Origin of the sequence: Janibacter limosus NBRC 16128 (genome assembly GCF_001570985.1) — a bacterium.
In the GTDB taxonomy this organism is placed as follows: Bacteria; Actinomycetota; Actinomycetes; order Actinomycetales; family Dermatophilaceae; genus Janibacter; species Janibacter limosus.
The window spans coordinates 61723-84215 of sequence record NZ_BCSS01000010.1; the positions used below are offsets into that span (position 1 = coordinate 61723).

A 22493-nucleotide genomic window follows, 5' to 3' on the forward strand; every position below is an offset into this window, starting at 1 on the left:
CGTCAGCGCCGAGCCTTGCGACGACGCTTGGCGTGCATCGCGATGAGGGCAGCCTGGATGTCGGGCAGCGGGAGCCCGTCGGTGTCCTGGTGGATGCGCGTCCAGCGGCCGTCCCCGTCGAGGGCCCAGTGGGCGTAGTCGTCGGACATCCCGCGGGCCACGAGGTCGAAGAGCTGATCGACATGACGGGGGTCGGCGATGCGGACCAGGGCCTCCACGCGGCGGTCGAGGTTGCGGTGCATGAGGTCGGCGGAGCCGATCCAGGCCTCGCGGTCGTCTCCGGTGCCGAAGAGGAAGAGACGTGAGTGCTCGAGGAAGCGTCCGAGCACGGAGTGCACGCGGATGGTGTCGCTCAGCCCCTCGACGCCGGGCCGGAGGGCGCAGATGCCGCGGACCCAGATGTCGATCTGCACTCCGGCGGCGCTCGCGCGGTAGAGGGCGTCGATCGTCGCCTCGTCGACGAGGGAGTTGACCTTGAAGGCGACATGGCCGTCCCCGGTACGCGCCTGTCGCTGGACCTGCTTGTCGATCCGGGTGAGGAGCCCGTCGCGCAGGCTGCGTGGCGCGACGAGCAGTCGCTTGAACTTGCTGCGCGGCGCCAGGCCGGAGAGTTGGTTGAACAGTCGGGTCAGGTCCTGGCCGACCTCGGGGTCTGCCGTGAGCAGCCCGATGTCCTCGTAGTGCCGGGCGGTCTTGGGGTTGTAGTTGCCCGTGCCGACGTGGCAGTACCGCTTGACCCCGTCAGGCTCCTGCCGCACCACGAGTGCGAGCTTGCCGTGGGTCTTGAGGCCGACGATGCCATAGACGACGTGGACGCCTGCGTGCTCGAGCTTGCGCGCCCACTCGATGTTGTTCTGCTCGTCGAAGCGAGCCTTGATCTCGACGACGGCCAGCACCTGCTTGCCCGCCTCGGCGGCGTCGATGAGGGCATCGACGATGGGGCTGTCGCCGCTCGTGCGGTAGAGGGTCTGCTTGATCGCGAGAACCTGGGGGTCGGCGGCTGCCTGCTCGAGGAAGGCCTGGACCGAGGTCGAGAAGGAGTCGTAGGGGTGCTGCAGCAGCACGTCCTGCTGGGCGATGCGCTCGATGAGGTTGGCGGCCTTGGAGGACTCGGCGGGCGCGAGGTCGGCGTTGGTCCGGGCGACGAAGGGAGGGAAGTGCAGGTCGGTGCGGTCGATGTCGGCGATCTCGTTGAGGCCGCGCAGGTCGAGCGGTGCGGGCAGCCGGTAGACCTCGTCGTCGGTCACGCCGAGCTCGCGGCTGAGCAGCTCCATGACGTGGTCGTCGAGGTCCTCCTCCACCTCGAGCCGCACGGGCGGGCCGAAGCGACGGCGGGTCAGTTCCTTCTCAAGGGCTGCGAGCAGGTTCTCCGCGTCGTCCTCCTCCACCTCGAGGTCCTCGTTGCGGGTGACCCTGAAGGAGTAGTGCTCGTGCACCTCCATGCCGGGGAAGAGCTGGTCGAGATGGGCGGCGATGACGTCCTCGAGGGGGACGACCTGTGCCTCGAAGAGGTCGGCGGTCACCGAGGCCGTGGCCCGACGGACCTTGAGGAAGCGCGGGAGCGAGGGCGGCATCTTGATCCGCGCGAAGTGCTCCTTGCCCGTCTTGGGGTTGATGAGGATGACGGCGAGGTTGAGCGAGAGCCCGGAGATGTAGGGGAAGGGGTGCGCCGGGTCGACGGCCAGGGGGGTGAGCACGGGGAAGATCTCATTGCTGAAGAGCTCGGTCAAGCGCTCCTGCTCAGGCGGCTCGACCTCGCTCCAGCGCACGATGCTGATGCCCTCGTCGACCAGGGCAGGGCGCACGCTCTCCTCGAAGATGCGCGTCTGCATGGCGACCAGGTCGTGGGTGATGCGGGAGATGTGCTCGAGGACCTCCCGTGGCTCCAGGCCCGAGGGGCTACGCACCGCGATACCGGTCGCAATGCGTCGTTTGAGGCCAGCGACGCGGACCATGAAGAACTCGTCGAGGTTGCTCGTGAAGATCGCCAGGAAACGGGCCCGCTCGAGCAGCGGCACGGACTCGTCGGCGGCGAGCTGCAGGACCCGCTCGTTGAACTGCAGCCAGCTGATCTCACGGTCGAGGAACCGGTCGCTCGGCAGGTCGGACGCACTCGCCTCCTCGTGCGAGGACACACGCACGAAGCGTCCGTTGGCCGCACGGGGGCGCAGCTCGTTGGTCGCAGCAGGTGAGGAGGACGAGATGGAGACATCGCCCGGGATGATCCCCGGTCGTGCGGTGAGGGCCGCCGGGGTGTCGAGGGAGGAGTCGTCCGACATGGGACTCATCCTTGCACCGTGTCGTGAACCTCCGGTGAACTCGCGCCGCGTGCATACATGACGTGGGAGGCCTTGCGCTCGAAGCCGGCCCGGCGGTAGGTCGCCAGCGCCGGAGTGTTGTCGGCCTCGACGTAGAGCTCGACCTCGCTGACCCCTTGGCGGGCGAGGTGGGCCAGTCCCAGGCCGGTGAGGGGGGCCGCGAGCCCGCGGCCGTGGAAGTCGGGGTGGACGCCGACGACATAGACCTCGCCGATGTGGCCACCCGGAGGGTCGATCTTGGTCCAGTGGAACCCGACCAGAGGGCGATCGTCAGCAGCCCCCTCCAAGAGGATGACCCCCTCCGGGTCGAACCACGGCTGTGCCATCCGCTCGGCCAGGCCGGCCGCGTCGAGGTCGCCCTGCTCGGGGTGGTGGACGAAGGCTGCGGCGTTGACGGCCAGCAATCTCCCTTCGTCCTCGCCGGGGCGAAAGGCGCGGTGCCGGATCCCGTCGGGGAGCGTGGGGTCCTGCTCGTCGCCCGGCTGCACGGCGCGGGAGAGGACGAGCAGCTCCCGCACGACGTGCAGGCCGAGTCGCTCGCCGAGGGCGCGCGAGGCCGGCAGGTCGCCGTGCGCCCACGGCCGGGCATCCGGTCGTCGCTGCAGGGCGGACCGCAGCAGGTCCGCCCCGACCCCACGGGATCGGTGGTCCGGGGTCACGAAGGCCTCGAGGGAGCCGTCCTCGGCAGTCGACGCGTAGCCGACCACGATGTCCCCGTCGAGGGCCAGGAGGTGGTCGCCCTCGCGCGGCAGGGCCAGGACGAAGGCTTCGCTCAGTGGCTCGACGTCGTCCGCAGAGGCGGCCGCCGAGGCTGCGGCCCGCACCTGGTCCACGTGGTCGGCGGACAGTCGGGCGAAGGGAGTGGTGGTCGCCATCACTCCACCGTAGCGTCGTGACTGTCGTCGTCGCGGGCCGCGACGAAGTGGTACCCCACATTGCGGATCGTGCCGATGAGCTGCTCGTGCTCGCTGCCGAGCTTGGCGCGCAGACGTCTGACGTGGACGTCGACGGTGCGGGTCCCGCCGTAGTAGTCGTAGCCCCAGACCTCCTGCAGGAGCTGGGCGCGGGTGAAGACGCGGCCCGGGTGCTGGGCCAGGTGCTTGAGCAGCTCGAACTCCTTGTAGGTCAGGTCGAGCAGACGGGTGCCGAGGCGGGCGGAGTAGCTGCTCTCGTCGATCGTCAGGTCGCCCGCGATGATGCGCTCCTCCTCGGCCTCAGGTGTCGCGACCCTGGTCATGGACAGCCGCAATCGGGCCTCCACCTCGGCGGGTCCGGCCCTGTCCAGGAGGATGTCGTCCACGGCCCACTCGGCGTTGACCGCGATCAGGCCTCCCTCCGTCAGGATGGCCAGGACGGGGGAGATCGTGCCCGCGGTGCGCAGCACCTGGCACAGGGAACGGGCGCGAGCCAGCTCCCTGCGGGCGTCGACCAGGATGACGTCGACGTCCGTGGCCGCCACGGCGGCGAAGGAGGGCTCTGCGGGGAGCGTGCGCACCTGATGCCCCAGCAACCCGAGGGCCGGAAGAACCTCGGCGCTGGGTGCCAGGTCGTCCGTGAGGAGCAGGAGTCTGGCCATCAACCACAAGAATATGCGTCAGCCGACGGATACCCTCGCCACGTGAGCACCGACCTACCCGCTGAGCACGAGTCCCGAGCCGCCCGGCGCGCCCTGCGTGCGGGCGCTGCCCAGGCCGACCCCGCGGCCCCCACCGCCCGCCCTCGGCCCGTGATGGCGGCCTCGGCCGTCGTCGTCGCCCTCGCCCTCGCCGCTGCTGCGGGCTCTGGTGAGCGGATCCTCGAGGTCGTGGTCATCGTCGTCGCCGGGCTGCTCGTCGGGGCGGGTTGGCCGTACCTCGTCGGCTCCCGCACCCCGATCGGGATGTCCGCCGTCCTCATGGTGACCGCGCTCGCCCTCGGTGCTGCCCTGCTCGTGCAGGCAGAGGAGCCCTACCTCGAGCACGTCCCGGCGGCGTTGGCCCTCGGCGTCGTGGCCATGTGCTTGCACCCGCTCGTCCAGGCCTCGGCTCGCGTGCACCTCGCTGAGTCCCTGGCCGCCACGGCTCTCGGGCTGGTGATCATCTGCGGGGGCGCGCTCTTCGCCAGCACGGTCTTCGTCGGGGCGGGTGGCCCCGTGGTCGTCGTCGGTGTCGCCCTGGCGGTCGCCGTGCTCGTCGACCTCGTCCTCGAGCGTCCGAGGCTCTCCCGCTGGATGATCCCGGCTGCCATGCTCGTGGGAGGTCTGGCGGGCCTGCTCGTCCATGCCCTCGTCAGCGGTGGGCTCGATGCCTGGCCAGCGCTCCTGGGCGTCACCGGTGCCGGTGCTGCGGTCGCCCTGCGGCGGGCGATGGCCCAGCAGCCGGCCGTCGACAGCGTGCCCGCAGCAGTGGCGGCCGGGGCCGCGTCGATCCTGCTCGTCGCGCCGCTGGTGCACCTCGTGGCGCGCCTGCCGCTCAGCTAGGAGCGTGCAGCCGACCCGTATCGGGCCCGGCCCCCTACGATGTGTGGGTGTTCACCCTCGACCCCACGATCCATCCTGACATCGCACCCCTGGCCTGGCTGGTCGGCCGCTGGGAGGGTGCCGGCGTCCTCGGTTACCCGACGATCGAGTCGGCCAACTTCGGCCAGGAGATCGTCGTCACCCACGACACCCGGCCCTTCCTCCGGTGGGAGAGCCAGTCGTGGATCCTCGACGACGAGGGCAACAAGGTGCGTCCCGCGGGCACGGAGCTCGGCTTCTGGCGCCCCGGTGGTGAGGGAGCGGCGGAGCTGCTGCTCACCCACCCCACCGGAATCGTCGAGATGTACTACGGCACCGTCGAGCCCGGTCGCATCGAGATGCAGACCGACGGAGTGATCCGCAGCCCGCACGCCAAGGAGTACACGGCGGCCAAGCGCATGTACGGCCTGGTCAACTCCAACCTCATGTGGGTCATGGACATGGCCGCGATGGGCCAGCCGCTCACCAGTCACCTGTCGGCGGAGCTCAAGCGGGTCGAGTGAGGACTCACTCCTCGTAGGACTCCATGTGATCGGTGCGCAGGGCATCGCTCAGCTCGTCCATGCCCTGCTCGTCGAGGATGTCGATGGAGCCGCCATTGGGCGCGGTCCCGTACCCGCTGAACGGCGCGGTGATGAAGTGGATGTTGCCGCCGCGCAGGTTGCGCATCTTGATCGCCTCGCGGCGGATGGTGCTGGCCTTGAGGGAGTTGTCCACGGTCGTGTGCTTGGTCCCGGCGTCGATGACGCCATTGAGCTTGCTCGGGTTGAGCAGCACGCCCGGGGTCAGGGTCTCCGACATCATTGCCTTGAGCCAGGCCTGCTGGCGCTGACCGCGCGAGATGTCTCCCTCGGCCAAGGTCTTGCGCTCGCGGACGTACTCGAGGGCCTGGGCGCCGTCGAGGTCGACCGCGCCCGCGGGGTACTTGGGGCTGGCCTGCTGGTTGTTGACGCGGACGCCACCGAGGGCGTCGGTGAGGTTCTTGAAGCCCTCGAAATCGGTCTTGGCGACGTGGTTGATCTTGACGCCGACGAGGTCCTGGATGGTCCGCACGAGCAGGGGCGACTGTCCGTAGGCGTACGCGGCGTTGATCTTGTCCTCGCCGTGACCGTGGACCGGGACGTACAGGTCTCGCGGGAAGTGGATGATCCACACGTCCTTGTAGTCCTTGGACACGTGGACGAGCTGGATGACGTCGGAGCGGCTGGCCGTCTCGCCCGGGCGCGCGTCGGAGCCGATCAGCAGGTAGTTGGTGCCCTGGTCGGCGACGAGCTTTTTGCCCTTGGTGGTCGTCTTGAGGTCCGCGGAGGCGCCCAGAAGGTTGTCGTGGGTGAGGTTGCGGTCGACCTTGCTGCTGAGGAACCAGCCGTAGCCGCCGATCCCGACGACGAGGAGGAGGAGGAAGGCCAGCAGGGACACGACGATGCGTCGGCCCAGCCCCATGCGGCGGTCCTTGCGGCGGGGGGACTCGTCGACGCTGGCGTCGGTGTCCTCGAAGTCATCGAGCATGAGGACATCGTAGGCGGCCTTGCTGGGCCCGCCCGTGCACGACGTAGATTGGAGGGTATGACCGTCTCACCCCTCCTGCAGGCCCCCGGCGCCGTCCCCGGCGACGGGCCGGACGCTGGCGTCGCCGCCCACTACGGGGACCCGATGCGCGAGCAGCGACTGCTCGCGGAGGGGTTGGGCGTCGTGGACCTCTCGCACCGTGGCGTCGTCACCGTCACGGGGCCGGATCGCCTGTCGTGGTTGCACTCGCTCACGAGTCAGCAGCTGACCGGCCTGGCGCCGCGGACCTCCGTCGAGTCGCTGGTCCTGACACCCAAGGGGCACGTCGAGCACGCACTGCACCTCGTCGACGACGGCACGACCACGTGGATCACGGTCGAGCCCGGCACCGCTGCCGCGCTCGTGGCCTGGCTGGACTCGATGCGCTTCATGCTGCGGGTCGAGGTCGAGGACGTCTCCGATCGCTACGCCGTCCTGGGGGAGACCGTCGACCGCGAAGGCGGAGAGGGCGAGCCCCCGACCTGGGTCGACCCGTGGCCTCGGGTCATCGGCGACACGGCCCTCTACGGACCGGCCCCGGAGGACCACCCGGGGAGCGAGCGTCGCTGGCGCGAGGTCATCGTCCCCGTCGACGAGGTCACGACCGCCGTCGGTGACCGTGAGCTGGTCGGCACCTGGGCCGCGGAGGCGCTGCGGGTCGCCGCCTGGCGCCCTCGCCTGGCCATGGAGACCGACCACCGCACGATCGCGCACGAGGTGGACTGGCTGCGCACGGCCGTCCACCTGCACAAGGGCTGCTACCGCGGTCAGGAGACCGTCGCGCGGGTGCACAACCTGGGGCGTCCGCCGCGGCGCCTGGCCTTCCTCCACCTCGACGGGTCGGGTCACACCCTCCCGGAGGTGGGCGCCGAGGTCTTCCTGGGCGACAAGGTCGTCGGACGCGTCACGTCCGTCGCCCGTCACCACGAGGAGGGGCCGATCGCGCTCGCCGTCCTCAAGCGCAACACCGATGATGCGAGCGACCTGCTCGTCGCGCCCGACGTGGCAGCGGCACAGACCCCGATCGTCCCGCGCTGACCCGGCCCCCTCCCTTCGGCCCGGCAGGGTCTGGGGTGCGACGGTCCTCCTGGTGAGAGCCCGGCCACATCTGCTGCCTCTGGCTTGCAAAGTGCTAACTATTGCAAGCACACTGGGGTCATGTCGAAGAACCCGCTGGACGCCCTCCCGGGCAAGCTGGGCAACAACCTCGGTGACTACCTGCGCGAGCAGCGCCTCACCAAGAAGCTGTCCGTGCGTCAGCTGTCGGCCATCGCCGGGATCTCCAACCCCTACCTGAGCCAGATCGAGCGGGGGGTCAAGCGCCCGAGCGCGGAGATCCTCCAGCAGATCGCCAAGGGGCTGTCGATCTCCGCCGAGACGCTGTACGTCCAGGCGGGGCTCCTCGACCCCAAGGAGAGCGTCCCGGAGACGAGCGCCACGACCCGTGCCGCCATCGCCTCCGACCCGGCGCTCACCTCACGCCAGCGCCAGACGATGCTCGAGATCTACGAGTCCTTCGTCGGCACGGCCGCCCCGGCGGCCCCCAAGCGCGCCGCGACCAAGAGCGCCGCGACCAAGACCACCGCGAAGAAGAAGTCCGCGGGCAGCACGAAGAGTTCGGCAGCGTCGTCGAGCTCGAAGTCCACGTCGGCACGTGCCGGACGTGGAGCCACGACCTCGTCGTCGACGAGCACCACCCCAAGGAGAACCCCATGAGCGTCACCACCACCGTCAAGAAGGTCGTCACCGACCAGACCTACGCCACCATCGGCGCCACCGACCTGACCGTGGAGACCTTCCGCGGGTACACCACCCAGATCGCCGCCCTGCGCGCCGAGCTGGAGCCCAAGAAGGTCCAGGCCCGCGTCAAGGCCGCCCCGGCCGACGCCCAGGCGTACTACACCGACCTCACCAAGCGCGGCGAGTCGCTCGTCACCCGCATCAAGAACCAGAAGGCCACCAAGGACCTCGTCGGTCAGGCCGAGGCGACCGTCGCCCTGGGCAAGGGTGTCGTCACCACCGTCAAGAAGGCCGTCGCCGACGTCGAGGCGTCCGCCAAGCGCACCCTGACCATCGGTCGCAAGGAGGCCGCCAAGGCTGCCGAGGCCGTCGCCGACTCCGTCGACGTCGACGTCAAGGTCGACACCGCCAAGGCCAAGAAGGCCGTCTCCGGCTCCGCCAAGCGCACCACCGCGGCCGCCAAGAGCACCTCCACCACGACCAAGAAGGCCGCGACGCGCACCCGCACCGCGACCAAGTCGACGGCCACCGCCGCGAAGACGACCGCTGCCAAGACCGCCAAGGCTGCCGACACGGCCGCCGAGAAGGTCGGTGACTGAAGAGATCACGCGGCTGCGCCTGATGCGCAGCAGCTGATGCTTTGGTGACCCCGGTAGCCTCTGGCGGATGACCGCCCAGGCGCCTGACACCACCAGTCTCGACGAAGCCCCCGTGCTGGTCCACGTGACCCGCGGGGGCTTCGTCGAGTCCGCCCACCGAGCGACCCTCGTCGCCACCGACCCGGCCGGGGGGACCCCCCTTCGCCACGGTCGCGTGGACGATCCCGTCCTGCCACGCTCCTCGCTGAAGCCGATCCAGGCTCTCGCGATGGTGCGCCACGGGCTCGACCTGCCGCCACACCTGCTCGCCCTCGTCTGCTCGAGCCACTCCGCGGAGGACTTCCACCGCGAGGCCGTCGCCGAGATCCTCGCGAGCGTCGGTCTCGACCTCGATGCGCTGCAGAACACCCCGGCCCTGCCGATCGGCGAGCTCGAGCATGCTCGATGGCTCGCGGCCGGCACGCAGCCGGCGCCGGTCGCCCAGGACTGCTCCGGCAAGCACTCCGGCATGCTCGCCACCTGCATGGTCAACGGCTGGCCGATCGAGAGCTACCTCGACGTCGACCACCCACTCCAGCAGGCAATCCGCGAGACGACCTCCCAGGTGGTCGGCGAGGTCACCCACACGACCGTCGACGGGTGCGGCGCACCGCTCTTCGCCGTCCCGCTGTCCGGGCTGGCGGCCTCCTTCGGGCTGCTCGCGGCTGCGGAACCCACCACGGACGAAGGGAGGATCGCCGACGCCATGCGCACGGCACCCCACATGGTCGGCGGGACCGGACGGGATGTCACGCACTTCATGCAGGCCGTGCCGGGCCTGATCGCCAAGGACGGCGCGGAGTCCGTCTACGCCGCCGGTCTGGCCGACGGCCGCGGCATCGCGGTCAAGGTCGCCGACGGTGGGCCGACCCCCCGCGCCCGTCGGGCGCTCATCGCCCACGCGCTGCTCGCGCTCGGGGTCGACACGACCGGTCTGCGCGAGCTCGCCGACCAGCCGGTCCTCGGCCACGGCCGACCTGTCGGCGCCGTCGAGGTGCTCGACCTCACCGTCTCGTGAGGACGGTCCTGCAGCGGGTGACGTCTGCGCGCGTCGTCGTCGGTGACGAGGTCGTCGGTGAGATCGGGCCGGGTCTCGTCGCGCTCGTCGGGGTGACCCACGACGACGGTGCGCCCGAGGTCGCGACGACGGTGCGCAAGATCGCCGAGCTGCGGATCATGCACGACGAGACATCCGTCACCGACTGCGGCGCAGGGGTGCTCGTCATCAGCCAGTTCACGCTCCACGCGGACGTGCGCAAGGGGCGACGTCCCTCGTGGAGTGCCGCGGCGCCCGGCCCCGTCGCAGAGCCGCTCGTCGACGCGGTGGCCGAGGGCCTGCGGCAGCGGGGGGTCGAGATCGCCACAGGGCGCTTCGGCGCTGACATGGCGATCGACATCCACGCCGACGGTCCGGTGACGATCGTCGTCGACGTACCCGCTTAGGCTGGACGGGTGCAGATCCTCAGCAATGTCCAGGGGCTCATCGTCCTCGTGCTCGGTCTCCTCGCCCTCGGCGCGGAGGTCTTTGCCCTCGCGCACGCGGTGCGCCAGCGTCAGGATGCCTTCACCGCGACCGGCAAGCAGAGCAAGACCTTCTGGGTCGCGGCACTGGCCATCGCGACGCTGATGGGTATCGCTGCTCTCGGGGGGATCGGCTTCCTCGCGATCATCGGCATCGTCATCGCCGGGGTCTACCTCGCCGATGTGCGGCCGGCGATCGACGAGGTGCTCGGACGACGTCGCTGAGTCGGGCACAATGACGCGCACCGCACCAACGATCCAGGGGAGAAGTTCGTGAGCAGCCTGCCGGACCCTCGAGGGTCGATGTTCGTGTCCGAGCGTCCGTGGGGGAGCTTCCAGCAGTTCACCCTCAACGAGGCGACGACGGTCAAGATCATCACGGTCGATCCCGGGCAGCGACTGTCCCTGCAGACCCATGAGCAGCGCGCCGAGTTCTGGCAGGTGCTCGACGGGCCGATCGACGTCACCGTCGGCGATGAGACCTGGAGCGCCCAGCCGGGCGAGCAGATCTGGGTCGCCCAGGGTGCGGTGCACCGCATGGGCAACTCCTCCGAGCGTCCCGGCCGGGTCCTCGAGGTCGGCTACGGCAGCTTCGACGAGGACGACATCGTCCGGCTCGAGGACGATTACCAGCGCTGAGCGAGCGGGCCGCTGCGCGGCGCGACGGCGCTCCACGGCAGGGTCAGCTCACCCAGGCGCCACCGACGCGGACCCCCGATGACCGGGACCTGCCCGGCGACCTCTGCGAAGGCCGCGATGGCCTGCTGGCGCGCTCCGTAGGGAGCGAAGGGGGTCGCCCGTCGCCACGCGTCGTCGATCAACCGGAGCACGTCGTGCACCGGCTCGCCGGGGACATTGCGGTGGATGAGCGCCTTGGGCAGGCGCTCGGCGACGACCGACGGCAGTCGGGACGCGTCGAGGTCGCGCAGCCGCCACGACAGCGTGAGGGTCTGGGGCCCCTGGCCGTCGAGCGTGATCCAGCTGCCGAGCCGACCGAGCTCGTCGCAGGTGCCCTCGACGAGGATGCCCCGCTCGTCGAGGCGCCCGATCATCGTGCGCCACGGGCCCTCCACGAGCGCCTCGTCGTACTGGCGCAGGACGTTGAAGGCACGGATGACACGCGCCGGCTGCCCGCCGGCCAGGGGCACCTCGAAGCCGCCGAGAGCGAAGTCGAGGCCCGGTCGAGCCCAGTGCTGCGCGGTGGCCACCCGCTCCGGGTCGATCTCCAGACCCGTGACGTGGACATCGGGACGCACTGCGCGCACCCGCTCGGCCCACTCGAGCGTCGTCACCCCGGAGGCTCCGTGGCCGAGATCGACGAGGTGAGGGGTCGCCCCCTTCGCCAGGCGGTCGCGCTGGGTCGCCACGAGCCATCGGTCGCACCGACGCAGGCGGTTGGGGTTGGTCGTTCCCCGGGTGATGTTGCCGAGGGGGCGCTGGCTGGGCACCCCGGCAGCGTAGGTCCTGCGTCGAACTAGGCTGGCAGGTGTGTGGCGCGCAGACCGACGAGTGAGCTGGAGCATGGTGTCCTTGCTCCTGTCGCTCGCTGGCGCGCTGCTGCTGGCCGGGATCATCTGGGTCCCCCCGGCGCTGGGCCGGGACTCCGGCGTCCGACCGATCCAGCCCGGGCTGCTCGTCGTCGCCCCGGAGGCCAGGGGCGTGGTCACCCTGGGCACTGGTCGTGCGGCCCAGCTGGACGAGACCGGGCTGCGCATCACCAATGGCGGCAGCCTGCTCTTCCGCACGGTCCGTGGCGGGTCGCCGGTGTCCGCCCTCGTGGGCGAGGTCGAGGGGTCGGGCTCAGAGCGGAGCGAGCAGATCTCGGAGTCCCTGAGCAACCTGGAGGTCGAGCGGCTCGCGATCGAGCCGGGGCAGGTCACCTGGTCAGGTCACCTCACCGGGGACGACCGCACGGTGCCCGCGTCGATCTCCGTCCGTCTCGAGGGAGCGCGCCTGATGGTGACCGTCCGGGCGAAGGGGGCCGATGCCGTCGTCGTGCACTCCGCCCAGGAGCTGGGCACGCGAGGCCGCGGACCCGGCCTGCCCGAGCGGCTGTTGCGCAAGCGGGCCTGGTGGGTCGGGGACGGTCCTGCTCCCGTCGCCGATGCCTACTCCACCGGCCTCGGCGTCACGGTGGGACTGGGGCCGGAGGGCACCGACCGCGGCATCGACCTGCGTCGGATGGGCCACACCGACCTGCACACGTGGTCGTCATCGGCGACGCTGACGATGACGAGCTATCGAAGGATGGTGGAGGAGTGAGCGAGCAGCGCATCCGACGGGTGGCGATGATCAGCGTCCACACCTCGCCGCTGGCGCAGCCGGGCACCGGCGACGCCGGTGGACTCAATGTCTATGTCGTCGAGTCCGCGCGCGAGCTGGCGGGGCGGGGTGTCGAGGTGGAGATCTTCACCCGCCGCACCGCGGCCGACCTGCCCGATGCCGTCGAGCTCTTCCCCGGGGTCACCGTGCGCCATGTCGATGCCGGGCCCTACGAGGGGCTGGTCAAGGAGGACCTGCCGGGGCAGCTGTGCGCCTTCGCGGCGGGCATGATGCGCGAGATCGCGCGAGTCCCGGCCGGTCACTACGACGTGGCGCATTCCCACTACTGGCTCTCGGGGCAGGTGGGCTGGCTGGTCGCCGAGCGGTGGCAGGTGCCGCTCGTGCACACGATGCACACGATGGCCCGGGTCAAGAACCGTCAGCTGGCCCAGGACGACGTCCCCGAGCCCCCCGGCCGCGAGATCGGCGAGGCGCAGGTCGTCGACATCGCCGACCGGCTGATCGCCAACACCGACCAGGAGGCCTGCGAGCTCGTCGAGTACTACGACGCCGATCCGGGCAAGGTCGTCGTCGTGCCACCGGGCGTGGACCTCGAGCGCTTCGTCCCGGGGGACCGGGCCGCGGCCCGCGAGCGCGTGGGGCTGCGCGAGGACGCCGTGGTGCTGCTCTTCGTCGGGCGGATCCAGCCGCTCAAGGCCCCTGACGTGCTCGTGCGCGCAGCGGCGCAGCTGCTGCAGCGTCGGCCCGAGCTGCGAGAGCGGCTGGTCGTCGCGGTCCTCGGCGGGGCCTCCGGTCGTGGCCTGGCCGCACCCGACGGGCTGCAGCGACTGGGCGAGGAGCTGGGTGTCGATGACGTCCTGCACCTGGGCGCCCCGGTGAGCCGCGCCGAGCTGGCCGACTGGTACCGCGCCGCGGACATCGTCACCGTGCCCTCCTACACCGAGTCCTTCGGTCTCGTCGCGGTGGAGGCGCAGGCCTCGGGTGCCGTCGTGCTCGCTGCCAAGGTCGGTGGCCTGCCGACAGCCGTCGGTGACGCCGGGGTGCTCGTCGAGGGGCACGACCCCGAGGTCTGGGCCGACGAGCTGCTCGCGGTCCTCGACGATCCCGTGCGGGCGGATGACCTGCGGGTGCGGGCCCGTCGGCACGCCGAGGACTTCGGCTGGTCGGCGACCGTCGACCACCTGCTCGACGTCTACACCGATGCCGTCGCTGAGCGGTCCCCGCTCACCGACCCGACGACCGTCCAGCCCCTGGAGGTGGCGAGATGAGCGAGCAGACCCCCCGCGAGCGTGCCCTCGACGTGGTGACCCAGGTGGTCACCGAGGCCGAGCTCGAGCACGAGCACGGCGCCCGTGACGGTGAGCTCGTCGTCACCCTGCCCGGTGACAAGAAGCTCAAGACCGTCGTCTCCCTCGTCGTCGGTGAGAGCGCCCTGTCCGTCTCGGCCTTCGTCATCCGCAATGCCGACGAAAACCACGAGGAGTTCTACCGGCACCTGCTGCGCCGCAACCTGCGCATGCCGCTGCTGGCCTACTCCGTGGACACCGCGGGCGACGTCTATGTCGGCGGGAGGATCCCCCTCCTCGCAGTGACCGACGAGGTCGTCGACCAGGTGCTCGGGGTCGTGCTCGAGGCGGCCGACGCGCCCTTCAACGAGCTGCTGCTCCTGGGCTTCAGGTCCTCGATGCAGAAGGAATGGGACTGGCGGGTCTCGCGCGGAGAGTCACTGCGCAACCTCGAGGCCTTCCGCTCCGTGCTCGAGCGGCAGGACGTGCCGCCGCAGGAGTGAGGGGCGTCGATACGCTGTGCGCATGTCGACACTGATCCTGCTGCGCCACGGCCGTTCCGACTGGAACGAAAAGAACCTCTTCACCGGATGGGTCGACGTCGACCTCATCGACCGAGGACGTGCCGAGGCCGTCCGTGGCGGCCAGCTCATGGCCGAGGCCGGCCTGCTGCCGGACGTCGTGCACACCTCGGTCCTGCGTCGGGCCATCACGACCGCCAACCTCGCGCTCGACGCCGCTGACCGGCACTGGATCCCGGTACGGCGCGACTGGCGTCTCAACGAGCGCCACTACGGCGCGCTGCAGGGCCTGGACAAGGCGACGACGCGCGACACCTACGGCGAGGAGCAGTTCATGCTGTGGCGCCGCAGCTTCGACACCCCGCCGCCGCCCATCGACACCGACAACGAGTTCGCCCAGACCGATGACCCGCGCTACGCCGACATCGAGGTCCCCCGCACCGAGTGCCTCAAGGACGTCATCGAGCGCCTGATGCCGTACTGGGAGGGGCCGATCCGGGAGGACCTGGCCGCCGGTCGCACCGTCCTGGTGACCGCGCACGGCAACTCCCTGCGAGCCCTGGTCAAGCACCTCGACGGGATCAGCGACGAGGACATCGCCGCGCTCAACATCCCGACCGGCATGCCCCTGGTCTACGACCTCGGCGAGGACTTCATGCCCACGCGCCCGGCGGAGTACCTCGACCCCGAGGCCGCTGCAGCGGAGGCCGCTGCGGTGGCCAACCAGGGCAAGTAGGCCCCCACACGCAGGAGGCCCGCTGACGCGATGTCAGCGGGCCTCCTGCGTGTGTGGGGGTCAGCGGCGCTCGGACTCCTCCGGAGGCTCGATGGCCCCGGCCTCACCGGTGACGAGGAAGACGACGCGACGGGCGACCGTGACCGCGTGGTCACCGAAGCGCTCGAAGTAGCGGCTCAGCAGGGCGACGTCGACGGCGCTGGTCGTCCCGTGCTGCCAGGCGCCCTCGGCGAGCTTGGTGAACATCTCCCGGTGGAGGGTGTCGAGCTCGTCGTCGATCTGCTCGATGTCCCGCGCCTCGTCGAGGTCCTGGCTGAGGATGACCGACGCGACGTGGCCGACGATGCGCTCGGCGATCCCGCCCATCCGCGCGAAGGTCTCGCGCAGCTCCTCGGGCACGGCGTGCTCGGGGTAGCGCATGCGAGCGACCTGCGCGACGTGCCGGGCCAGATCACCCATGCGCTCGAGGTCGCCGGACATGCGCATCGAGGCGACGACCGTGCGCAGGTCGCTGGCGACGGGGGCCTGGCGGGCCAGCAGGTCGATGGAGCGCGCGTCGATGTCGTTGCGGCGCAGGTCGATCGCCTGGTCGTCCTCGATGACCTGGTCGGCGAGCTGCACGTCGGCCTCGAGCAGCGCTTCGGTCGACCGACGGACAGCCGTGGTGACCAGCTCGGCGAGCGCGACGAGGTCGGTCGCGACCTGCTCGAGCTCATCATGGAAAACCTGACGCATGGCGCCCCCTTCGGTGGTGATCGGGCAGCTGCCCCGGCACAGTGAACGTGATCCTCGTGAACACATCGCAGCGCACAGGTGAACATCGCGGGCGCTCGTCTCGTGGGGTGCGGCCCGGTCCCAGCATGCCCCGTGGGAGAAGTACTCTCGGTGACGTGCAGCCTACGACCGCGGCAATTCTTGGTGGCGTCGCCGGCCTGCTCATCGGCTTCCTCGTCTGGGCGGCCATCACCATGAGCGACCGCGAACGCGCCCCCACACCCGAGCCCGACCCCGAGGTGCCTCGGGGTGTCGGCGACGTCTTGGCCGTGCTGCGTTCCTCCGGGGTGGTGCTGGATCGTGAGGGCGGTGTCGTGACGACCTCGCCCGCGGCGATCACCTACGGCCTCGTGCGCAGCGGGCGCCTCGTGCACCCCGAGATCTTCGCCATGGTCGAGCAGGTGGCCCGCGACGGGGTGATCCGTGAGGCCCAGCTCGAGCTGTCCCGGCCCGGTCTGAGCTCCGTCGTCTATGTCGCTGCCCGGGTGGCCCCTCTCGGTGGCAGGCACCTGCTGCTCCTCGTCGACGACCAGACCCAGGGGCGGCGCGTCGAGGAGACCCGGCGCGACTTCGTCGCCAATGTCAGCCACGAGCTCAAGACGCCCGTCGGTGGCATCTCGTTGCTCGCCGAGGCCGTCATGGATGCCAAGGACGACCCTGAGGCGGTCGACCGCTTCGCCCGTCGCATGCAGAGCGAGGCCATCCGGCTGTCGAGCCTCATCAAGGAGATCGTCGAGCTCTCCCGGCTGCAGGGCACGCCGGTGCTGCAGGATCCCCAGCTCGTCGAGGTCGAGGACGTCGTCGCCCTCGCCCTCGAGCACCTGCACCTCGCGGCCGAGGCCAAGAACATCACGCTGACCGACAAGGTCGCTGCGGATCTGTACGTGCGCGGCGACGAGGACATGCTCATCACGGCAGTGCGCAACCTCGTGGGCAATGCCATCTCCTACGCGGACCCCGACACCGCGGTGGGTGTGGGCGCGCGGCTGCTGGACGACACGGTCGAGATCGCCGTGACCGACCAGGGTCCCGGCATCCCCGAGCACGAGCAGACTCGGATCTTCGAGCGCTTCTACCGGATGGACATGGCCCGCTCACGGGCCACGGGTGGCACCGGTCTCGGGTTGTCGATCGTCAAGCACATCTGCGCCAACCATGGTGGCGACATCCAGGTGTGGAGCGACGGTGCCCACGGCTCCACCTTCACCATCCGTCTGCCCGTCGCGGTCGAGTCGCTCGAGCCCGACGCCCCCCTGACCATCACACCCCCCAAACCCAAGGAGTCCCGCTCATGACCCGCATCCTCGTGGTCGAGGACGAGGTGTCCTTCTCCGACCCCTTGTCCTACCTGCTCGACAAGGAGGGCTACGACGTCGCCGTGGCCGAGACCGGTCCCGATGCCATCACGGCCTTCGACGCGGACGGCGCGGACCTCGTCCTGCTCGACCTCATGCTGCCGGGTCTGTCCGGCATAGACGTGTGCCGGGCCATCCGGCAGCGGTCCAATGTCCCGGTCATCATGCTCACGGCCAAGGACGGCGAGATCGACAAGGTCGTGGGTCTGGAGATCGGCGCCGACGACTACGTGACCAAGCCCTACAGCTCTCGTGAGCTGCTCGCCCGCATCAAGGCCGTGCTGCGACGCAACAACGAGCCCGAGGAGCTGCTCCCCGCGACCATCGAGGGCGGGCCGGTGCGCATGGACGTCGACCGTCACGTCGTCTCCGTCAGCGGGACCCAGGTCTCGCTGCCGCTCAAGGAGTTCGAGCTGCTCGAGATGCTCCTGCGCAATGTGGGTCGCGTGCTCACGCGGGTGCAGCTGATCGACCGGGTGTGGGGCAGCGACTATGTCGGCGACACCAAGACGCTGGATGTGCACGTCAAGCGGTTGCGGGCCAAGATCGAGCCCGACCCGGCCAAGCCCGTCCACATCGTCACCGTGCGGGGGCTGGGCTACAAGTTCGAGGGCTGAGCGCAGTGCGTCCACGCACGCGAGAGGCCGGCCACCCGTGGTGGGTGCCGGCCTCTCGTCGCGCAGGGGGTGCGGGCGGCTCAGTGGGCCTCTGCCTCGGAGTCGTGCGACTCGCTGGGCGTCGGGGTGGGCGTCCACCCCTCGGGGGCGTAGTCCTCGTAGTAGCCGGTGGGGTCGAGCACCGGGATCGAGACGGGGGTGGAGTCCGTGCCGTCGCTGACCTCGACGTCGATCATGTCGCCGGGAGGTGCCGGGACCTTGGTCAGGGTCATCAGGCCGTCATCGCTGAGGCCGACCGTGGCGTGGGCCGGGATCTTGGCCTCGGCCTTGCTGCCCCCCGGGATCGCGACGGTCAGCGTCAACTCCTTGCCGCTGACATTTTCGACCGTGCCGATGACCGTGGCGTCGCCGCCCTTCTTCCCGCTGATCAGGGCGAGGTTGCGCACCTGGGCGCTCTCGACATCGACGGCTACGCCGTCGGCCAGGGACTGGGTCTTGGCCGTCTGGAAGGGGGAGGTGACCGTGCAGCCGGCCGTGCCGGCCGCCAGGGCCATGGCCAAGGCGATGACAGGGGTGCGGGTGAGGAGGTTGCGCTTCACGGGGCACAGCCTAGCGGGAGCGAGCAGACGGTTTTGTCCTGGGTGTGCCCAGGTCTCTCCACGCGCGTACGCGAGGGGGCATTCTGGCGCGCTGGACGACTGTGCGACGCACGACACGCCGTGGTAATCTGGAGGTCGCGAAAGGGGAAATCTCCACATGGTTTTCAAGGTCGGCGAGACGGTCGTGTACCCCCACCATGGGGCTGCTCTGATCGAAGAGATCAAGATGCGCAAGATCAAGGGTGAGGAAAAGCAATACCTCAAGCTCAAGGTGGCACAGGGTGACCTGACCATCGAGGTTCCCGCCGAGAACTGCGACCTCGTGGGTGTCCGCGATGTCGTGGGCAAGGAGGGCTTGGACCGGGTGTTCGAGGTGCTGCGCACCCCGCACGCCGAGGAGCCCACCAACTGGTCGCGGCGCTACAAGGCCAACCTCGAGAAGTTGGCCTCCGGTGACGTCATCAAGGTGTCCGAGGTCGTCCGTGACCTCTGGCGCCGTGAGAAGGACCGCGGCCTGTCCGCCGGTGAGAAGAGGATGTTGGCCAAGGCACGCCAGATCCTCGTCTCCGAGCTCGCGCTCGCCGAAAAGACGGACGAGGACAAGGCCGAGGTCATCCTCGACGAGGTCCTGGCGTCCTGAGGGCCGTGTTCTGACAAGCTCAGAGCGTGACGACGACGCCCACACCGATCACGGTGTGGGCGTCGTCGTCGTCGCTGCCGGCTCCGGAACCCGTCTGGGGGCCGACCGGCCCAAGGCCTTCGTCGAGCTGGTGGGGGTGACGATCCTCGAGCGCTCGCTCCGCGGGGTGCTCGCCGCGCTCCCCGACGAGGTGGTCGTCGTCGTCCCGCCGACGCATGTCGACGAGACATCTGCACTCGTGGAGCACCTCGGTGAGAGCGGTTCTCGGATCAGCGTCGTGGCCGGAGGCGCCGAGCGCACCGACTCGGTCTCGGCCGGTCTGGCCGAGCTCTCCGAGGGCATCCGCTGGGTGCTGGTGCACGACGCAGCCCGCTGCCTGACCCCGGTGGCCGTCTTCGAGCGGGTGCTCGCGGCGCTGCGCGCCGGCGTGGTGGGCGCGATCCCCGGTGTGCCCGTCGTCGACACGATCAAGGTCGTGGACACCGGCGGCGTCATCACCGAGACACCGCTGCGGGAGACCCTGCGCGCGGTCCAGACCCCGCAGGGATTTGACCGGGAGGTCCTCACGGCCGCCCATGCTGCCGGTGCTGCGGCGACGGACGATGCGGCACTGGTCGAGGCCCTCGGGCACGACGTGCTCGTCGTCAAGGGTGATCACCGTGCGCTCAAGGTGACGACGCCGGAGGACCTGGTGCGTGCCGAGCGCCTCCTGTCCGAGCTTCCTTAGGCAACGTCGCCCAGGTGGCGGCGGACCGCCAGGGCTGCGGCGCGGCCGGCTCGGTTGCCGCCGATGGTGCTCGCCGAGGGGCCGTAGCCCACGAGCTGGACCCGAGGGTCGAGCTCGCTCGTGACGGAGGTCTGCACATCTCGGGTCCCGGGCAGGAGAGCGATGCCCCCGGCGGGGCTGCGTAGGCCCAGTGGCGCGAGGTGGCGCACGGCCGGTCGAAAGCCAGTCGCCCAGAGGATCGCGTCGGCCGGCTCGAAGTCGCCGTCGGTCCACCGCACCCCGTCGGTCTCGATCTGCTCGAACATCGGGCGCCGCCGCTCGTAGACGCCAGTGCGCGCCGCGGCCATCTCCTGGGGTCGCAGTCGCAGACCGGTGACCGAGACGACGCTGGCGGGGGGCCTCCCTTCGCGCACGCGCTGCTCGACGAGCTCGATCGCCTCGCGGCCGGAGAACTCCTCGCTCCACACCGGCGGCCGGCGCGTCACCCAGGTGACCTCGGCGATCGGTGCGATCTCGCCGATGAGCTGGACGGCGGAGGCCCCGCCGCCGACGACCACGACGCGCTGGCCACGGAAGTGCTCCGCTCCCGGGTAGGCGACGGTGTGCCACTGCTCGCCGGTGAAGTCGCGCTGCCCCGGGTAGGTCGGCACGAAGGGGTGGGTCCAGGTGCCCGTGGCGTTGACCAGGGTGCGCGTGCTCCAGCGGCGATCGCCTGAGCGCACGATCAGCAGCCCGCCGTCGTCGCTCACCGAGTCCACCCGCACCGGGCGCAGGACCGGCAGCTCGTGGGTCTCCTCGTAGTCGTCGAACCACTGGGCGATGACCTCGCTGGCGCGGTCGTGCGACCCGCCGGGCGCCGGGGCATCGGGCAGGTCCGCGACGCCGTGGACATCGGCCATCGTCAGCGAGTCCCATCGGTGCTGCCACGCGCCGCCCGGGCTCTCGTTGGCGTCGAGCACGATGTGCCCGATCCCGAGACGCCGCAGGTGGAAGGAGGCGGACAGCCCTGCCTGTCCGGCGCCGATGACGATCGAGTCGAGAGGCTCCACGCTGGGTGCAACGCCGACGCGACCGGACTCCATCCCGGCTGGGAGACTGTCGCCATGACTGTGAATGACGCCGACAGGGTCGACCGGCTGCCGCGGACCGGGATCGGTGTCGACGTCCATGCCTTCGCTGCGGCCGACTCGGGGCGTGAGCTCTGGGTCGGCGGCCTGCTGTGGCCCGGCGAGGTCGGGCTCGAGGGGCACTCGGATGCCGACGTCGCCTGCCACGCGGCCTGTGACGCCCTCTTTGCGGCGGCGGGGATCGGTGACCTCGGCCAGCACTTCGGGACCGGTCGGCCGGAGCTCGCGGGCGCCTCGGGGGTCACGCTGCTCGCCGAGGCCTCCCGGCTGGTGCGCGAGGCCGGCTACGAGATCGGCAACATCGCGGTGCAGGTCATCGGCAACCGGCCGAAGATCGGGACCCGGCGTGATGAGGCCCAGCAGGCGATGTCGGGCGCGTGCGGTGCCCCGGTGAGCGTCAGCGGGACGACGACCGACGGGCTCGGTCTGACGGGTCGGGGCGAGGGGGCCGCCGCGATCGCCACCGCCCTCGTCGTGGCCGGCTGAGCGTCAGAGCAGCGCGGCGAAGGCCTGCGCCACCGGTCGCCAGGTCGCGTCCACCCGCGGCTGGGCGTCCGCGACCGCGTCGAGGACGGCTGGCAGGTCCAGGTCGGCGACGGCCGGGGACCCCGAGTCCTTGACCGCCCAGCCGGTGACGATGGTCAGGTCGGCCTCGGGGTGCCCCTGGACGCCCCAGACGGTCGGGGCCAGCCGGGCCAGGAGCAGGTCACCGCGCTCGTTGTCGGCGAGGCGCACTGCATCCTCCGGCAGGCGCGTGACGACGTCGTTGTTCCACTGGGCGACGGGGCCGCCCCGGGCCGTGGCGAAGAGCGCGTCCTGCGCCAGGTCTGACGTCGGGGAGACGGTGAGCACCCCGACGGTGCGGCCTCGAGGGTTGACCGCGACCTCGCCACCGAGTGCGACCGACGCGAGCTGGTGGCCCAGGCAGATGCCCAGGGTGGGGACCACTCCCTTCGCCGCGGTGCGGATGAGCTCACGGACCGCCGGCAGCCACGGGGCCACCTCGTCGTCGCGGCAGTTCATCTCGCCCCCGAGGACGAGCAACCCGTGGTGGCCCGAGAGGTCGTCGGGGAGCGTGTCGCCGGCGTAGGGCCGACGCACGTCGAGCTCGACACCGGCCTCCGTCAGCCACTGGCCGACCCGGCCGGGAGGGCAGGACTCCTGGTGCTGGACGACGAGGAGGCTCATCGGGTCGCCACCTGACCGCGCCGGCCGGTGATGGCGCCCGCGCCGAGGAGCGAGATCCCGGCGACGTTCAGGATCAGCGACGGGACCGAGATGAGCCAGTACAGCTGGTGGCCGTATGACATCTGGACGATGAGTGCGTTGCCCAGGATGCTCACCACGTGCCCCAGGAGCAGGGCCAGCGCCCCACCCACGACGAGCTTCCACCACAGGCCTTCGTCGCGGCGCACCAGCGCGATCGCGGCGATGACGAGGACGGCGATCGTCGTCGGAAGTGCCCACCCGACCTGGGTGAGCAGGTAGGTGAAGCGGTAGTCGAGACCCATGGGGCGAGCCTATGCGGAACCCGGGCTGTCCTCCCTTCGCCTCGTGGGACACGAT

Annotated in this window: 28 protein-coding genes; 18 read left to right on the forward strand and 10 right to left on the reverse strand. The window is 70.5% G+C overall.

All coding sequences use genetic code 11. From position 1 onward, the window contains the following. Positions 1-2: 2 nt before the first annotated feature. The 3 genes from JLI01S_RS05480 to JLI01S_RS05490 are packed head-to-tail and all read right to left on the reverse strand — an operon-like array spanning position 3 to position 3894. Positions 3-2279, reverse strand: a complete 2277-nt coding sequence (locus JLI01S_RS05480; RefSeq protein ID WP_068261219.1) for an RNA degradosome polyphosphate kinase — start codon at positions 2277-2279, stop codon at positions 3-5. A 5-nt stretch (positions 2280-2284) separates the two neighbouring features. Then, complete coding sequence (mshD, locus tag JLI01S_RS05485; RefSeq protein ID WP_068261223.1) at positions 2285-3193, reverse strand: mycothiol synthase; 909 nt, start codon at positions 3191-3193, stop codon at positions 2285-2287. Continuing rightward, the gene (locus JLI01S_RS05490) at positions 3193-3894 is read right to left on the reverse strand and encodes a response regulator transcription factor (RefSeq protein ID WP_068261226.1); all 702 of its coding nucleotides are present in this window, start codon (positions 3892-3894) and stop codon (positions 3193-3195) included. The genes mshD and JLI01S_RS05490 overlap by 1 nt, the downstream gene beginning before the upstream one ends. Before the next feature lie 42 nt (positions 3895-3936). On the opposite strand from JLI01S_RS05490, the gene JLI01S_RS05495 reads away from it, so the two are divergent. After that, entirely contained in the window at positions 3937-4776 is an 840-nt protein-coding gene (locus JLI01S_RS05495; RefSeq protein WP_068261228.1) for a hypothetical protein, read from the forward strand. Between the two features lie 47 nt (positions 4777-4823). Beyond that, positions 4824-5318: a heme-binding beta-barrel domain-containing protein gene (locus JLI01S_RS05500; RefSeq protein ID WP_068261235.1), complete on the forward strand. Its 495-nt coding sequence runs from the start codon at positions 4824-4826 to the stop codon at positions 5316-5318. A 4-nt stretch (positions 5319-5322) separates the two neighbouring features. Here JLI01S_RS05500 and JLI01S_RS05505 read toward each other — a convergent pair whose 3' ends face one another. Further along, on the reverse strand, positions 5323-6324 hold the full coding sequence (locus tag JLI01S_RS05505; RefSeq protein ID WP_068261238.1) for an LCP family protein: 1002 nt from the start codon (positions 6322-6324) through the stop codon (positions 5323-5325). A gap of 57 nt (positions 6325-6381) precedes the next feature. Here JLI01S_RS05505 and ygfZ point away from each other — a divergent pair, with 57 nt between their 5' ends. The 7 genes from ygfZ to JLI01S_RS05540 all read left to right on the forward strand — a co-directional run bounded on the left by ygfZ (position 6382) and on the right by JLI01S_RS05540 (position 10901). Continuing rightward, positions 6382-7401, forward strand: coding sequence for a CAF17-like 4Fe-4S cluster assembly/insertion protein YgfZ (gene ygfZ, locus JLI01S_RS05510; protein WP_068261241.1), 1020 nt, complete (start codon positions 6382-6384; stop codon positions 7399-7401). Positions 7402-7521: 120 nt separating this feature from the next. Continuing rightward, positions 7522-8079, forward strand: coding sequence for a helix-turn-helix domain-containing protein (locus JLI01S_RS05515; RefSeq protein ID WP_084349220.1), 558 nt, complete (start codon positions 7522-7524; stop codon positions 8077-8079). After that, entirely contained in the window at positions 8076-8702 is a 627-nt protein-coding gene (locus tag JLI01S_RS05520) for a hypothetical protein (RefSeq protein WP_068261244.1), read from the forward strand. Before JLI01S_RS05515 ends, JLI01S_RS05520 begins: the two co-directional genes overlap by 4 nt. 67 nt (positions 8703-8769) lie before the next feature. Continuing rightward, positions 8770-9759, forward strand: coding sequence for an asparaginase (locus JLI01S_RS05525; protein ID WP_068261249.1), 990 nt, complete (start codon positions 8770-8772; stop codon positions 9757-9759). Further along, positions 9756-10184 carry a D-aminoacyl-tRNA deacylase gene (gene dtd, locus JLI01S_RS05530; protein WP_068261251.1) on the forward strand — a complete coding sequence of 143 codons (429 nt, stop codon included), beginning with the start codon at positions 9756-9758 and terminating at the stop codon, positions 10182-10184. Before JLI01S_RS05525 ends, dtd begins: the two co-directional genes overlap by 4 nt. A gap of 9 nt (positions 10185-10193) precedes the next feature. Next, positions 10194-10487 carry a DUF2516 family protein gene (locus tag JLI01S_RS05535; protein ID WP_068261254.1) on the forward strand — a complete coding sequence of 98 codons (294 nt, stop codon included), beginning with the start codon at positions 10194-10196 and terminating at the stop codon, positions 10485-10487. A gap of 48 nt (positions 10488-10535) precedes the next feature. After that, complete coding sequence (locus JLI01S_RS05540) at positions 10536-10901, forward strand: phosphomannose isomerase type II C-terminal cupin domain (RefSeq protein WP_068261257.1); 366 nt, start codon at positions 10536-10538, stop codon at positions 10899-10901. Here JLI01S_RS05540 and JLI01S_RS05545 read toward each other — a convergent pair. Further along, positions 10889-11710 (reverse strand): O-methyltransferase, encoded by an 822-nt coding sequence (locus tag JLI01S_RS05545; protein ID WP_068261258.1) that lies wholly within the window; start codon positions 11708-11710, stop codon positions 10889-10891. The two genes, JLI01S_RS05540 and JLI01S_RS05545, sit on opposite strands and share 13 nt — an antisense overlap. A 73-nt stretch (positions 11711-11783) precedes the next feature. Here JLI01S_RS05545 and JLI01S_RS05550 point away from each other — a divergent pair, with 73 nt between their 5' ends. Genes JLI01S_RS05550 through JLI01S_RS05565 form a run of 4 tightly spaced genes read left to right on the forward strand, consistent with a single transcriptional unit; the run spans position 11784 to position 15088 of the window. After that, entirely contained in the window at positions 11784-12524 is a 741-nt protein-coding gene (locus JLI01S_RS05550; protein WP_068261261.1) for a hypothetical protein, read from the forward strand. 26 nt (positions 12525-12550) lie between these two features. Further along, positions 12551-13813, forward strand: coding sequence for a D-inositol-3-phosphate glycosyltransferase (gene mshA, locus JLI01S_RS05555; RefSeq protein WP_068261337.1), 1263 nt, complete (start codon positions 12551-12553; stop codon positions 13811-13813). Further along, the gene (locus JLI01S_RS05560) at positions 13810-14334 is read left to right on the forward strand and encodes a type III secretion system chaperone family protein (protein ID WP_068261264.1); all 525 of its coding nucleotides are present in this window, start codon (positions 13810-13812) and stop codon (positions 14332-14334) included. Before mshA ends, JLI01S_RS05560 begins: the two co-directional genes overlap by 4 nt. 22 nt (positions 14335-14356) lie before the next feature. Beyond that, positions 14357-15088, forward strand: a complete 732-nt coding sequence (locus JLI01S_RS05565) for a phosphoglyceromutase (protein ID WP_068261267.1) — start codon at positions 14357-14359, stop codon at positions 15086-15088. Between the two features lie 60 nt (positions 15089-15148). On the opposite strand, the gene phoU is transcribed toward JLI01S_RS05565, so the two are convergent. Further along, complete coding sequence (phoU, locus tag JLI01S_RS05570) at positions 15149-15823, reverse strand: phosphate signaling complex protein PhoU (RefSeq protein ID WP_068261269.1); 675 nt, start codon at positions 15821-15823, stop codon at positions 15149-15151. A gap of 155 nt (positions 15824-15978) precedes the next feature. Here phoU and JLI01S_RS05575 point away from each other — a divergent pair, with 155 nt between their 5' ends. Together JLI01S_RS05575 and JLI01S_RS05580 are read left to right on the forward strand one after the other, a co-directional pair. Next, positions 15979-17157, forward strand: coding sequence for a sensor histidine kinase (locus JLI01S_RS05575; protein WP_068261272.1), 1179 nt, complete (start codon positions 15979-15981; stop codon positions 17155-17157). After that, complete coding sequence (locus JLI01S_RS05580; RefSeq protein WP_068261275.1) at positions 17154-17834, forward strand: response regulator; 681 nt, start codon at positions 17154-17156, stop codon at positions 17832-17834. Before JLI01S_RS05575 ends, JLI01S_RS05580 begins: the two co-directional genes overlap by 4 nt. A gap of 80 nt (positions 17835-17914) precedes the next feature. Here JLI01S_RS05580 and JLI01S_RS05585 read toward each other — a convergent pair whose 3' ends face one another. Then, positions 17915-18433: a hypothetical protein gene (locus tag JLI01S_RS05585; RefSeq protein ID WP_068261277.1), complete on the reverse strand. Its 519-nt coding sequence runs from the start codon at positions 18431-18433 to the stop codon at positions 17915-17917. 157 nt (positions 18434-18590) lie between these two features. Here JLI01S_RS05585 and JLI01S_RS05590 point away from each other — a divergent pair, with 157 nt between their 5' ends. After that, positions 18591-19073 carry a CarD family transcriptional regulator gene (locus tag JLI01S_RS05590; protein WP_068261279.1) on the forward strand — a complete coding sequence of 161 codons (483 nt, stop codon included), beginning with the start codon at positions 18591-18593 and terminating at the stop codon, positions 19071-19073. 55 nt (positions 19074-19128) lie between these two features. Beyond that, complete coding sequence (ispD, locus tag JLI01S_RS05595; RefSeq protein WP_068261282.1) at positions 19129-19800, forward strand: 2-C-methyl-D-erythritol 4-phosphate cytidylyltransferase; 672 nt, start codon at positions 19129-19131, stop codon at positions 19798-19800. On the opposite strand, the gene JLI01S_RS05600 is transcribed toward ispD, so the two are convergent. After that, positions 19797-20849, reverse strand: coding sequence for an NAD(P)-binding domain-containing protein (locus JLI01S_RS05600; RefSeq protein ID WP_157074839.1), 1053 nt, complete (start codon positions 20847-20849; stop codon positions 19797-19799). The genes ispD and JLI01S_RS05600 overlap by 4 nt on opposite strands. A 54-nt stretch (positions 20850-20903) precedes the next feature. Between JLI01S_RS05600 and ispF the strand changes: the two genes are divergently transcribed. Continuing rightward, positions 20904-21413, forward strand: a complete 510-nt coding sequence (gene ispF, locus JLI01S_RS05605) for a 2-C-methyl-D-erythritol 2,4-cyclodiphosphate synthase (RefSeq protein WP_068261288.1) — start codon at positions 20904-20906, stop codon at positions 21411-21413. A gap of 3 nt (positions 21414-21416) precedes the next feature. Here the strand turns inward: ispF and JLI01S_RS05610 are convergent, their stop codons facing one another. Then, a complete protein-coding gene (locus JLI01S_RS05610; RefSeq protein ID WP_068261290.1) occupies positions 21417-22115 on the reverse strand; it encodes a type 1 glutamine amidotransferase in 699 nt (232 codons plus the stop codon). Then, entirely contained in the window at positions 22112-22438 is a 327-nt protein-coding gene (locus JLI01S_RS05615; RefSeq protein WP_068261293.1) for a hypothetical protein, read from the reverse strand. The genes JLI01S_RS05610 and JLI01S_RS05615 overlap by 4 nt, the downstream gene beginning before the upstream one ends. Positions 22439-22493 lie beyond the last annotated feature (55 nt).